Source organism: Winogradskyella psychrotolerans (genome assembly GCF_018860545.1).
GTDB lineage: Bacteria > Bacteroidota > Bacteroidia > Flavobacteriales > Flavobacteriaceae > Winogradskyella > Winogradskyella psychrotolerans_A.
Map to the genome: position 1 here is coordinate 348,782 of NZ_JAHKPN010000002.1, position 13,319 is coordinate 362,100.

Consider the following 13,319-nt stretch of genomic DNA (forward strand, 5'->3'; position numbering starts at 1 on the left):
TAGAATTGAACTAAGTTTCATGAGATTCCTGCTTTCGCAGGAATTTTATTTTAGTGCATTCACTATAGTATTCACATTATACTCAAACATCCCAATATAAGTACCTTCTACGGTTCCTGAACTTCCTAAGGCATCAGAATATAACGTGCCTCCGATTTTTACATCATGACCTTTAGATTTTACTGAGGCTTGTAAGGCTTCAATGGTCCGCTTAGGCACTGAACTTTCTATAAATATAGCTTTAATTTTTTTCTCAATAATGAATGCCGCTAATTTTTGAACATCTTGCACACCCGCTTCAGTGGCTGTGGATATGCCTTGTAAGCCAACAACCTCAAATCCGTAAGCTTTTCCGAAATAATTAAAGGCATCATGTGCTGTTACTAACACGCGTTTTTCTTCCGGAAGGGTTTCAATGGTTTGTTTTATTTTAGTTTGAAGCGTTTCTAATTTAACAAGGTAAGTGTTTTTATTTTTTTCAAATTTATCTGCATTTTCAGGATTCTTTTCCGATAGAATAGTGGCCGCTTTTTCTGCAAATTGCTTGAAGTAGTTAATGTCAAACCAAACATGTGGATCAAAATTGGAAGCAAAATATTCTGAACCAATAAGTGTGTTCTTATCTAAAGCATCTGCTAAGGCTATTGGTGTTTTTGTTTGGCTTTCCATTTTTTCAAAAACTTCTACCAGTTTTCCTTCCAAATGTAAACCGTTGTAAAAAATTATATCGGCGTTGACGAGCTTATTTACATCTCCTTCGCTGGCTTTGTATAGGTGTGGATCTACACCACTTCCCATTAAACCTTGTACGTTAACCATATCGCCTCCTATATTCTGTACCAAATCGGTAATCATGGTGGTTGTGGTTACAATATTTAGTTTGCCGTTACTTTTAGAAGCCTCTTTACAAGCTGTGAAAGTGAGGGTGATAGCTAATAAGAAAATTATTTTTTTCATATATCTAAATATTTATTACGAAAGTACTAAAAATTGAAATAATTAAGATTAACTTTTGAGTCAATTTGCATAACAGGAACAGTGTGCAAATTTAATTCAGCATTTCTAATAATTGCTTGGAGGTGTAGTAATTGTATATTTTCTGTTCAATTGCAAAATTGCGATTTAAGATTAAGGTTGCAGGAAGTGTAAAAGGTTCGTTTTCTTGTGAAGCTAAAAGCAATGGTAACTCATGTATACCATTCCGTTTGGTTTCTGCTTGTTTGTTGATGAACGTAACCCCATCAAAAACTATAGTATCTAACGATTCAACATTCATTTCAACAGCATAATAATTTTTGTTCAAGGTCTTAATAACTTCTTTTTTAGTAAAGACGTCACGCTCTAATTTTTTGCAATACACACACCATTCAGCATTAAAATATATGAATACTGGTTTCGGCTCTTGAGCGATTGCTTTTTCGAGTGCGGTCCATGTTTTCCACTGAATAGTGTCATCATGTTGTGATAAAACCGTTTGTGAAATGAGCAAAATGAATAGTACGGAAAGAACGTATTTCATGTTTAGATGTTTTTAAAAGTCGCCAAATTTAAGTCCAATAAAGAATGTTCTTGGTCGGTTAGGTCCATAAATATACGTAGAATCTCTTTCTGCACCACTGTCAAAATCACTCTGATAACTATCAAACATATTTTGAACACCTCCGCTTAATTCGATATGAAAATTCTCAATCGGATCAAAATGATAGGTCAGTTTTGTGGTCATGTCAAAAAACGATTCGGTATCAATTAAATCTACAAATCCAGATTCGCTAACCACAAGTGGAACAATCATTGAACCTGTATAATTTCCTGTGACATCTAATTTAAGTGATTCACTCATTTGCCAATTAGTAGTTAGAAATCCATAGGTGTTTGGTGATCTTACAAATTTATCAAGACTAACATCTTGTTCTTCTGGTATAGTGCCATCGGCTTCAAATAATACTTGATCTTCATTATATATTGATTTTTGTAACGTTACACCTGCTTGGAAAAATAATTCTGAACTTGGTGACACACTTAATTCTATATTGGTACCGGCTACATATGCTCCTGAGCCGTTTCTAGTTTCTTCTAAAATAGAGCCATTAGATAAAGAGGCGCCTGTGCTTACAATAGTAAATGGGTTTTCTAATGTCGTATAAAACCCTTCAACTAAAAGGTTGGTTTGTGTTTTATTGAAATCTTTGGTATAATCAAAAGACGCTGTATAAGCGTTTGAAAATTCACTTTCCAAATGGTTTGATAATATAACAAACCGTTGTTCTCCTCCAACAGAAGAAATATGAAGATCTTCATTAAACGCTTGTGGTGCTCTAAATCCTCTTGCATAGCCACCTCTAAATTTAAGTTGGTCAGTTATATTATAGAGTAGGGTAATTCTTGGACTTATTATAGTTTCTGAAACATCTGATGAACGCTCAATAGCTTCAATGGTATAATAACCATCTACATCTACATGATCTAAACGCGCTCCTATGAGTGCGGAAAATTTATCGGTGGGTTTCCATTCGTATTGACCGTATACCCCAAGACTCTTTACATTCTGATCTACAAGACGATTATATCCTATAATGGCATCTTCAGTGTCATTTAGTTGGTATTCTAAGCCAGCAGTCACACGATCTTTATTTTTAAACTGATGGTTAAATTTGGCACCTGCAACAAAAGCTACATCTTTGGTGTTTCCGAAAGCGCTATTGGCAGCTATAGAATCTTCTGCGGTTCTTCCGCCTCCGAGTCCACCGTAATAACTGCCTCTATCTGTGTGTTGCAACGAGGTGTAAACGCTTAATATTTTGGTGTGATCATCGTTAAATAGTTCATAATCTAAACCAGTAAAAATGGTGTTATGATCTAGTTCTTCTGTAACATCTGTAAACTGAGGTGATAATTCTAATTGGTCTCCACCACGCCTATATTCTCGGATTGCAGTAAAATCTAAGCCAATTTTACTATAATCATTCGGTCTTAAAAATGTTTTTAATCCCAATGAGTTATTTTTTAATTCTGTAATCTCACTAAAACCATCACCATTAGCGTCATAAGCATCGCGATCTCGGAATATGCCATATACAGTCACACCACTTTTTAAATCTTCACTAACAACGGAACCGTTGAGGTTAACATTACGATCTGCAGTTTTACCATCAATTAAGGCTAGAGATGTGCTAATTTCCCAGCTGTCAATAACGGGTTCTTTAGTGATAACATTAATGGTACCTGCAATAGCGTTAGAGCCAAATAATGCTGAGCCTCCGCTTCGGATAACCTCTACACGATCTATACTACTAACTGGGATTTGCTCTAGGCCATAAACACCATTTAGAGCACTAAATACAGGGCGACTATTCACCAAAATCTGTGTGTATTGGCCTTCTAAACCATTCATGCGTACTTGGGTGAAACCGCAGTTTTGGCAATTAGTTTCTACACGAACGCCAGGTTGGTAATTTAAACCGTCTGCTAGGGATATCGATTGTGTGGCATTAAAGAGTTTTGGACTTAATACTTTGACGATTACAGGAGCTTCTTTTTTACTAATTCTGTTTCTAGTCGCACTAACCACCACTTGGTCTAGGCCAAGTATATCTTCAACCATTTCAAAATTGATAGTTTGGTTAACACCTGCAGTTAAGGTCACTATTTTTTCTTGTGTTCGGTAGCCTTGCGATTTCACTACGAGTATAATCGTTCCTGAGGAAATGGTTATTTTATAAGCACCATTGTTGTCGGCATCTGTGCCTTTTGTGCCATCTTTTACGTAAACACTGGCGTAGGGAACAGGGTGTCCTTCAATGGTGATGTGTCCGGAAATAGTACTTGTGTCATTTTGTGCAGACATTAAAGTGACCATAAATACACTTAAGAGGGTGAAGTATTTCATGTCGTTTAAAATATTATTTAGTGTTATGTAACTTATAATTTAGACAAAACTAAAAATATGTTTTTAATAAAAAAAATATATCTTTACATAAATTAAAAACTTGTGACTTTAGCAGAAGAAAATTATCTAAAAGCCATTTATCATTTAGAGCAGCAATTTCCAAAAGGTGTATCTACTAACGCCCTTGCTGAGGAAATGAAAACTAAAGCGTCGTCGGCAACCGATATGGTTAAAAAGTTAGCAGAAAAAGACATGTTGACACATATTCCTTATCAAGGTGCAACGCTATCTGAAGCTGGTCGTGGTTATGCTGTAAAAGTGATTAGACGTCATCGCTTATGGGAAGTGTTTTTAGTAGAAAAGCTAAATTTTTCATGGGATGAGGTGCATGAAGTTGCAGAGCACTTAGAGCATATTAATTCAGATAAGTTAATTGACGAACTCGATGCCTTTTTAGAATTTCCAATTTATGATCCTCATGGAGATCCCATTCCAGATAAGCAAGGTCATTTTAAGCATATTGAAAAAATAGTATTAGCAAAAGCAGAGGTTGGGTCTACTTACAAATGTGTAGGAGTTGATGATACGTCCTCTAAGTTTTTAAAATATTTAGATAGTAATGCTATTGGGCTTGGTACTATAATGACGATCAAACACAAAGAGCCTTTTGATAACTCTATAAAAATTGCTTTAGAACATTCAGAAATGGTGGTATCTCAAAGTGTGGCTAAAAACCTGTATTTAAAGAAGGTTTAGTGGTTTGCGTGTTCAAATCTTCCTGAAATGCTAAAATTATCTTAAAATAGTGAGGTCTCAGCGCTTAGGTTCTTTTTACGCTCTAATTTTGATGGTGTTCTAATTTAATAAAAATTCTATGGTGTCCCGTATATTTAAGTCTAGTTTGGTTTGTGCGTTACTTTTAACGCTGGCTACAAGTTGTAAAAGTGAAAAGAAAGAAACGATTGAAGTTGAAACTTCTGAACCTACTACGATTGAATCTAAAGAACTAACCTTAGTTGAAACTATTGAAAAGGCTTATCATAAAGATCTCTTTTTAGCTAAAGACGCTATAGAATTAGATATGGTTATCAGTTTTGGTGGTAAGGAGCGCTTAGATGCTAAAATGACGTATTTAACAAATTCAACCAAAGGAAAAATTGAGTTGAAAGATGGTACGTTTATTTATTACGATGGTGATAAGGTATTTCACTCTCCGGATTTTAAAAATGAAAAAGCGGTTCGTTTTGATGCCTACACTTGGATGTATTTCTTATTGTTTCATACTAAGATGTCAGATCCAGGAACTATTTGGACGACTATGGAAGCTCAAGAACTTAGAGATAAAACGTATAATGCTCAACGCTTAACGTTTGAAGCCAATACGGGTGATGCGCCAGATGATTGGTATATTGTTTACAGCGACCCTGAAACACATATGATGGATTATGTGGCTTATATTGTTACCGTAAACAAATCTACTGAAGCAGCCGAAGCCGATCCACACGCTATTGGTTATTCAAATTATAAAATGATTGATGGCTTACCAATTGCTCATAATTGGGAGTTTTATGAATGGTCTAAAACTGAAGGTATAGGAAAAGTAATTGGTGAAGCAACTATAAAAAATGTAAAATTTATAACTCCAGAGACTGATACCTTTACAATTCCTGAAGGTTTTGTTGAAAAATAGACTCCCTATTTTAAACTCTATTTATTTTGAATAAAGGCTTTTAATGCAAATAAGAGTATAAGTTCTATGCCTACGTAGAAAATACCATGGACGATTGTTAGATTAAACATCGTAATGAGCACTATTGCAGACAAAAAAAGTGCTGAGCAAACGATTATGCCACTTAAGACATCTTTTAGAAAAGAGGATTGATTTGATTTATAATCAAAATAGAAGGCAATTAAAATAACTATTAGTGACATCCGCAGCCATCATCACCTCCGCAAGCCTTTGTGGATTTCTTCTTAGCAGGTAAGAAATATTTCTTCGCCAAGAAGAATACGGCTAAACCTACTGAAGTAAAAACTAATATGTTTTGAATAATAGTATTCATAGATTATTTTCAGACCTAATTGGTATTTAAAACTTGTAAAGTCTAGATTTTAGATTAAAATTTGATACGCTACTAAAGCTACAATATACGCAAAAGCACTCATAATTACTAATTGATACAACGGCCATTTCCACGAATTGGTTTCTTTTTTTACAATAGCTAGGGTGCTCATACATTGCATGGCAAAGGCATAAAATAAGAGTAACGAAATTCCAGAGGCGAAATTAAATAATGGACCTCCAAGAATTGGGTTGACTTCGCCTGCCATTCTGTTTTTTATGGTTTCTTCCTCGTCACTTCCTACACTATAAATGGTGGCTAAGGTGCCAACAAACACTTCACGTGCAGCGAAAGAACTTACTATGGCAATACCAATTTTCCAGTCGTAACCTAAAGGTCTAATGGCTGGTTCAATAGCATGACCTGCAATACCAATAAAGGAATGTTCTAATTTGTGAGATTCTATTTTTTGGTTTAATTCATCTTCAGATAAATTTTCAGAAGCGTATTGTGCTGTAATTATGCTTTCGGCATTATTAAAATTATCACCTGGCCCGTAAGAAGCTAAAAACCATAGTACAATTGAAATCGCTAAGATTATTTTACCAGCACCAAAGACAAAAGCTTTTGTTTTTTCTAAAACAGTTAGGGCAACATTTTTTAATAAGGGTAATTTATAGTTAGGCATTTCTACGACAAAGAAACTTTTGCTTTTAATTTTAAGCACTTTGTTTAAAATCCATGCCGAGCCTACAGCAGTTCCAAAACCAATTAAATACAAAAGCATTAAGGTTAAGGCTTGGTAACTTAAACCAAAAATGCGTCCTTCAGGTATAACCAAAGCAATTATAATAAGGTACACAGGTAATCTAGCTGCACACGTTGTAAAAGGCGTCACTAAAATAGTGATGAGGCGTTCTTTCCAGCTTTCAATATTACGCGTTGCCATAATTGCCGGAATCGCACACGCTGTACCAGAGATTAAAGGCACAACACTTTTGCCGCTCAAGCCAAATCGCCGCATAATACGATCCATTAGAAACACAACACGACTCATGTAGCCGCTCTCTTCTAATATTGAAATAAACAGAAATAAAAAGGCTATTTGAGGAATAAAAATAACAATACCACCTAGTCCGGAGATTATACCCTCAGCCAGTAGGTTTGTAAAGGCTCCTTCTGGTAAGGTGTTTTTTGTCCACTCACTTAATGAGGCAAATGAACTATCTATAAAATCCATTGGAATACTGGACCAATCGTAAATAGCTTGAAAAATTAGTAACAGAATGAGACCAAAAATCAAATAACCCCAAACTTTATGCGTTAGAATTCGGTCTAGTTTTATACGTAAATCTTTAGCCGCTTTTAGATCAATTGTTTGACCTACTTTTAAGGTTTCATTTATAAATTGATACCGCTTAATCGTTTCCTTCTGCTGCAGTCGTTTTAAATCTGCGTTAGATTTGGTTTTAAAGTCTTCGACGGCTTCAAATGTTTTTCGGTCTGTTTTTCCGAAGTTGACATCTTGAGTAATCACTAACCATAGCTTATATAATAACTGATTAGGAAATGCTTTACGTAAGTTGTCAAAATAGGCTTTATCAATAGATGAAGCCTCTAAGCATGGTTCTGTAGAAAGCTCTTTATAGTGTGTAATTAATTCCTTGAGCTCTTGGATACCTTTGTTTTTTCGGGTACTTATTAAAGCAATTTTGGTTTTTAATTCTTGTTCTAAATGATCGATATCTAATGAAATGCCTTTGTAAGCCATTCTATCAGACATATTAATGACTAGGATAGTTGGAATCTGTAAATCTTTAATTTGCGTGAATAGTAAAAGATTCCGCTTTAAATTTTCAACATCACTAACAACAATAGCAAGATCTGGATAATCTTTATCCGTTTTGTTGAGTAATAATTCAATAACGACATTTTCGTCTAAAGACGAGGCATTTAAACTATACGTACCTGGTAGATCAATGATATGCGCTTTTACTCCACGAGGTAATTTGCAAATCCCTTCTTTCTTTTCAACCGTAATACCAGGATAATTACCAACTTTTTGGTTTAATCCAGTGAGGGCATTAAAGACAGATGTTTTTCCTGTATTGGGATTTCCAATTAACGCAACGTTGATTTGCTTACTCATGCGCAGTTTCAATTAAAATATGAATTGCCGTTTCTTTTCTAATCGCTAAATGAGAACCATTAATATTAAGATACATGGGGTCTGCAAATGGAGCCACTTGCACGAGCTCTACTGCATTACCAGGTAAACAGCCCATTTCTAGGAGTTTTAAAGGGATGTGAATAGAAGATACATCAGTGATAATACCTTGTTGCCCACGTTTTAGATCTGCTAATGTCAACTTTTCGCTTATTTAGAATTGTTTTAAAGAAGCAAAAGTAATGGAAATTTATTAGCTTAAAAAGTAAGATAATAGATATTTAGTTTTGCGGGGTTTTTCTAAGAAAAGAAAGTTAGAGTTTAGAGATGAGAGACGAAAAGAAAATGTGGTTAACAATTAAAACTTGAACATTTTACTTCAAACTGATTACTGATCACTAACCTCACTTACCATCAAAATATTTTAAAGTCTCTATATCTTTTAATATTTGCTCAATATCTTCAGGATTGGTACCATCGTAAAAGCCTCTAATTTGACGTTTTTTATCAATCAGCATAAAGTTTTCGGTATGAATCATATCAAATTGATCACCATTACCATCTGTTTTCACAGCTAAGTAACTCTTTCTGGCAAGTTCGTAGATGTCTTTTTTGTCTCCTGTAACCAAGTTCCATTTTCGATCTATTACTCCTTTTTCTTTAGCGTATTTTTTTAGTTGCTCCACACTATCGATTACTGGGGTTACAGAATGCGACAATAACATTACATCGTCATCATTAATAATTTCTTTTTGAATTTGCGCCATATGATCTGTCATGATTGGGCAAATGGTTTGGCAGGTGGTAAAAAAGAAATCTGCTACATAGATTTTATCTTTGTAAGTATCTTGTGTTACGGTCTCTCCGTTCTGATTGGTTAAACTAAAGTCCGCAATCTTATGGTATTTTAATTGGTGTTGAATGGTACTATCTACAAGTTCTTCGCTTACCATACCAGGCTGGTAAATAGGAAGTGGTTGTTTAACATTTAAGACGTTATAAATGATAGTTATGATGATTACACAAAGTATAAAAAAGAATATTCCGAAATTTTTATAGCCTTTAAAAAATGAAAGAAATGACATTCTGTAAGTGTTAACGATAGTTGAATGGCAAAAATACGACTGAATCTCAATAAAAGCTTTATTTTTAACATTAAAAGAGGTGCAATGAAACAATTTCTAACGAGTATATTCTTAATTTTTGTTATACAAATAAATGCTCAAGACTACAACGAGACGTTAAATGCCATTCGTGCTTCTGAAGCGAACTCTGCATTACAGCAAATAATGAATAGCCAAAATGCTAATACAGGAAATTATGACGTTAAATACCATCGTCTTGAATTGAATGTAGATCCTTCAGTAGCCGAAATATCTGGTGATATTACTACATATTTTGAAGCCAAAGAAGCCATGGCGGAAATTACTTTTGATTTGGCAGATAATTTGACGGTGTCTCAAGTTTTGCAACGCGGTAATAGTTTAAGTTATAGTCAAAATTCGGATGATGAATTGGTCATTACATTGCCTGTTACGCAGATGGAAGGAGTGTTAGATTCCCTTACCGTAAGTTATTCAGGTAATCCGGTGAGTTCTGGTTTTGGTTCTTTTGAACAGACCACTCATGGTAGTGATAATGATCCTATAGTTTGGACACTTTCGGAACCATATGGAGCAAAAGGTTGGTGGCCATGTAAGCAAGATTTAATTGATAAGATTGATGCTATAGATGTCTATATTAGGACTCCTCAATTGAATCCATTGAACAAACCTTACGTTGCTGTCTCTAATGGTTTAGAACAGAGTCAGACGGTCATAGGTACTGAGAAGGTTACACATTTTAAACACAATCATCCTATTCCAGCTTATTTAATAGCCATTGCTGTTACTAATTACGATGTATATTCACATGAAGTGCCAAATAATGGAAACCCTTTTGATATTGTAAATTATGTCTATCCAGAAGATATTGTTACAGCTCAAGCAAGCACAGGTATTACTGTAGATATTATGAATCTCTTCACGGATTTGTTTGAGGAATATCCGTTTTCAGACGAAAAATATGGTCATGCCCAATTTGGTTGGGGTGGAGGTATGGAGCATACTACCGTTTCGTTTATGGGGTCCTATAGCAGAGCTCTAATAGCTCACGAGTTAGCACACCAATGGTTCGGTAATAAAATAACTTGTGGTAGTTGGAAGGATATTTGGTTAAATGAGGGGTTTGCTACGTATTTAGCTGGTTTGGTGATTGAAGATCTCGATGGAGAGGACAGTTTTAAATCTTGGAGACAGCAGACGGTTGCTAATATTACGTCTCAAACAGGTGGTGCAGTATATTTAACAGACCAAGATACTACAAATGTTAATCGGATTTTTAGTAGTCGTTTAAGTTATAATAAAGGAGCTATGGTATTGCATCAATTACGACGAAAACTTGGTGATGTCGATTTTTATCAAGGTCTACAAGATTATTTAGAGACGCCAGAATTAGCTTTCAATTATGCGAAAACTCAAGATTTTATAGATGTGATGGAATTATCTACAGGACAGAATTTAGACGAATTTTTTAACGATTGGATCTATAACGAAGGTTATCCAAGCTATAATGTGAACTGGAATCAAGATGAAACCCAATTGCAACTTATGGTGTCTCAAAGTCAAAGTGATGCCTCTGTTTCCTTTTTTGAAACTCTTTTGCCCATTAGGATTTTGGGAACTTTGGGAGAATCATTAGATGTTGTTTTAGATCATACAGTTAACAATGAGCAATTTTTAGAAACCGTAAATTTTACAGTACAAGAGGTGTTAGTTGATCCTGATTATCATTTAATTTCGAAAAATAATGTAGCAACTTTAAGTACTTCTGATCTCGATTTTAATTCTGAAATAATTATATATCCCAATCCAACAACTTCGGTAATAAACATTATAAAACCTGAATTTATAGAGGTTAAAATGATTAAAATTTATAATAGTTTAGGTCAAGTATTAATGCAACAAGATTGGGCGGCTGAAGTGGATTTAAAAACCTTGGCATCAGGTGTATTGTTCGTTCAAATTCAAACAGAAGACACGATTATTAATAAAAGAATTATAAAAAACTAGACAGGTTAACGTTTTAACGTAATGCTAAGTTTTTTTAAATATGTGTTTGATATAAATATCTTACTTTTGCAAATCGAAATTTGAAAATGATTACATGGAATTTGTTATAAAAATATCGCAGTTTTTACTTAGTTTATCCTTACTTATTGTATTGCACGAGTTAGGACATTTTGTGCCAGCAAAGCTTTTTAAGACTAAAGTCGAAAAATTTTACCTCTTTTTTGATGTGAAGTTTTCGCTTTTCAAAAAGAAAATAGGAGAAACAGAATACGGTATTGGTTGGTTGCCCCTTGGAGGTTATGTAAAAATCGCCGGAATGATTGACGAAAGTATGGATAAAGAGGCTATGGCACTGCCACCACAGCCTTGGGAATTTCGATCTAAGCCAGCATGGCAACGTTTAATAATTATGCTTGGTGGTGTTACGGTTAACTTTATTTTGGCCTACTTTATTTACGTTGCGATTTCTTTTACGTACGGAGATACCGATGTGACTACCGACAGTATGAAGGATGGTTTCTGGATAGAGAACAAACTACTTTTGGATGTTGGTTTTAAAAATGGGGATAAAATATTAGCGATTAATGACGAAAAAGTAGATACTTATTATGACGTTAGAAAGAGTCTAGTAAATGGTGAAAAATATTCGATCGTTAGAGATGGAGAAAAGCAAGAAGTTGTGCTTCCAAAAGATTTCTTAGGTCAGTTGTCTTCAGCAGAGCGCAAGAATGGGACCTTTAAGTTACGTATTCCATTTATGGTTGGTAGTGTGCCAGATACATCTATAAATGCTGGTGCTAACCTAAAAGAAGGTGATGTCTTATTAACTGTTAACGGAAATGAATTGCGTTATTTTGACCAGTTTGAATCGCGATTATCAAACTACAAGAATCAATCTATAAATACAACTTTTTTAAGAGATAAGGAAAAGATTGATGTAACTCTTAAAGTTGATGATAACGGTAAGGTTGAAATTTTCCCAGCGTCACATAATTCAAGATTCGCAGAATTAGGGTATTTTGATATTATTCATAAAGATTACACCTTCCTAGAAAGTTTTGGAGGAGGAGTAGATAAGTTTAAAGAACAAGTTTCAGGTTACTTTGATCAACTAGGCAAAATATTTACACCAAGTACAGGCGCTTATAAAGGTGTCGGTGGCTTTAAAGCAATTTTTGATGTGTTCCCAGATCAATGGATTTGGCAAGATTTCTGGGGTTTAACAGCCTTTTTATCTATTATGTTAGCGATACTTAACTTATTACCAATACCAGCTTTAGATGGTGGTCACGTGGTGTTTTTATTATATGAAATGATTTCTGGTCGTAAGCCAAGCGAAAAGTTTTTAGAGCGTGCCCAAGTGGTTGGTTTCTTTATTTTAATCGCTTTGGTGCTATTTGCAAACGGTAACGATATTTTTAAAGCGGTCACGAATTAACTTTTTTTAATTTTAACAAAAAAAAATAATAATTCGTTTTGTAGAATTGAAAATAGTATATATATTTGCATCCGCTAACGCGAAAAATAACCTTCCTCTTTAGCTCAGTTGGTTAGAGCATCTGACTGTTAATCAGAGGGTCCTTAGTTCGAGCCTAAGAAGAGGAGCATACAAAGCCATTACGAAAGTAGTGGCTTTTTTGTGTTTTATAATAAAGACTAGATTCTATTGTTTGGAGAGTCAAGATTGTTTGGTGAGTCTACTGTGTAGATTAGGCATCCTGCCAAGTAATGGCGTGAAGGGGCTGTATGGGAAAGCAGAAGAATAATTGTTATACCTTTAAAGACATATGAATCATTGCTGCTACATTCTTCATTCCAAAAAACTTTTGCGTTATTATGTGGGTTACAGTTCGAATTTAGATCTTCGACTAATTTTTCATAAAAACTCAGAACCTAGAAAATATACTTACAATGCCAAAGATTGGAAACTCTATTATAAAATTGATTGCAATAGTAAAAAACAAGGAATTGCAATTGAAAAGCATATTAAAAGGATGAAAAGTAAGGTGTATATTGAAAATCTTCTAAAATATCCTGAGATTACCATTAGGTTATTGAAGAAATATGAAGAGTCGCCAGGCCATTAATCAGAG

At 34.5% G+C, this 13,319-nt stretch carries 12 protein-coding genes and 1 tRNA gene; 6 read left to right on the forward strand and 7 right to left on the reverse strand.

The genetic code is table 11. The features are described from left to right. Nucleotides 1–45: 45 nt before the first annotated feature. The 3 genes from KO515_RS01465 to KO515_RS01475 all read right to left on the reverse strand — a co-directional run bounded on the left by KO515_RS01465 (nt 46) and on the right by KO515_RS01475 (nt 3,886). Nucleotides 46–957: a metal ABC transporter solute-binding protein, Zn/Mn family gene (locus KO515_RS01465; protein WP_215934594.1), complete on the reverse strand. Its 912-nt coding sequence runs from the start codon at nt 955–957 to the stop codon at nt 46–48. 91 nt (nt 958–1,048) lie between these two features. Continuing rightward, nucleotides 1,049–1,519 (reverse strand): thioredoxin family protein, encoded by a 471-nt coding sequence (locus KO515_RS01470; protein ID WP_215934595.1) that lies wholly within the window; start codon nt 1,517–1,519, stop codon nt 1,049–1,051. A gap of 12 nt (nt 1,520–1,531) precedes the next feature. After that, nucleotides 1,532–3,886: a TonB-dependent receptor gene (locus KO515_RS01475; protein ID WP_215934596.1), complete on the reverse strand. Its 2,355-nt coding sequence runs from the start codon at nt 3,884–3,886 to the stop codon at nt 1,532–1,534. 102 nt (nt 3,887–3,988) lie between these two features. On the opposite strand from KO515_RS01475, the gene KO515_RS01480 reads away from it, so the two are divergent. Together KO515_RS01480 and KO515_RS01485 are read left to right on the forward strand one after the other, a co-directional pair. Further along, entirely contained in the window at nt 3,989–4,642 is a 654-nt protein-coding gene (locus KO515_RS01480) for a metal-dependent transcriptional regulator (RefSeq protein ID WP_215934597.1), read from the forward strand. 118 nt (nt 4,643–4,760) lie between these two features. Next, entirely contained in the window at nt 4,761–5,576 is an 816-nt protein-coding gene (locus KO515_RS01485; protein WP_215934598.1) for a DUF6503 family protein, read from the forward strand. A gap of 232 nt (nt 5,577–5,808) precedes the next feature. On the opposite strand, the gene KO515_RS01490 is transcribed toward KO515_RS01485, so the two are convergent. The 4 genes from KO515_RS01490 to KO515_RS01505 all read right to left on the reverse strand — a co-directional run bounded on the left by KO515_RS01490 (nt 5,809) and on the right by KO515_RS01505 (nt 9,201). Beyond that, the gene (locus tag KO515_RS01490) at nt 5,809–5,949 is read right to left on the reverse strand and encodes a FeoB-associated Cys-rich membrane protein (RefSeq protein ID WP_215934599.1); all 141 of its coding nucleotides are present in this window, start codon (nt 5,947–5,949) and stop codon (nt 5,809–5,811) included. Nucleotides 5,950–5,998: 49 nt separating this feature from the next. Next, on the reverse strand, nt 5,999–8,098 hold the full coding sequence (gene feoB / locus KO515_RS01495) for a ferrous iron transport protein B (RefSeq protein WP_215934600.1): 2,100 nt from the start codon (nt 8,096–8,098) through the stop codon (nt 5,999–6,001). Next, nucleotides 8,091–8,318 carry a FeoA family protein gene (locus KO515_RS01500; protein ID WP_215934601.1) on the reverse strand — a complete coding sequence of 76 codons (228 nt, stop codon included), beginning with the start codon at nt 8,316–8,318 and terminating at the stop codon, nt 8,091–8,093. Before KO515_RS01500 ends, feoB begins: the two co-directional genes overlap by 8 nt. A 202-nt stretch (nt 8,319–8,520) precedes the next feature. Continuing rightward, on the reverse strand, nt 8,521–9,201 hold the full coding sequence (locus KO515_RS01505; protein ID WP_215934602.1) for an SCO family protein: 681 nt from the start codon (nt 9,199–9,201) through the stop codon (nt 8,521–8,523). 84 nt (nt 9,202–9,285) lie between these two features. On the opposite strand from KO515_RS01505, the gene KO515_RS01510 reads away from it, so the two are divergent. The 4 genes from KO515_RS01510 (at nt 9,286) to KO515_RS01525 (ending at nt 13,313) form a co-directional block, all read left to right on the forward strand. Further along, a complete protein-coding gene (locus KO515_RS01510; RefSeq protein WP_215934603.1) occupies nt 9,286–11,226 on the forward strand; it encodes a M1 family aminopeptidase in 1,941 nt (646 codons plus the stop codon). Between the two features lie 94 nt (nt 11,227–11,320). Then, nucleotides 11,321–12,664, forward strand: a complete 1,344-nt coding sequence (gene rseP / locus KO515_RS01515; protein ID WP_215934604.1) for an RIP metalloprotease RseP — start codon at nt 11,321–11,323, stop codon at nt 12,662–12,664. Nucleotides 12,665–12,757: 93 nt separating this feature from the next. Beyond that, nucleotides 12,758–12,831, forward strand: a tRNA-Asn gene (locus tag KO515_RS01520). 182 nt (nt 12,832–13,013) lie between these two features. Next, nucleotides 13,014–13,313: a GIY-YIG nuclease family protein gene (locus KO515_RS01525; RefSeq protein ID WP_178986275.1), complete on the forward strand. Its 300-nt coding sequence runs from the start codon at nt 13,014–13,016 to the stop codon at nt 13,311–13,313. Nucleotides 13,314–13,319 lie beyond the last annotated feature (6 nt).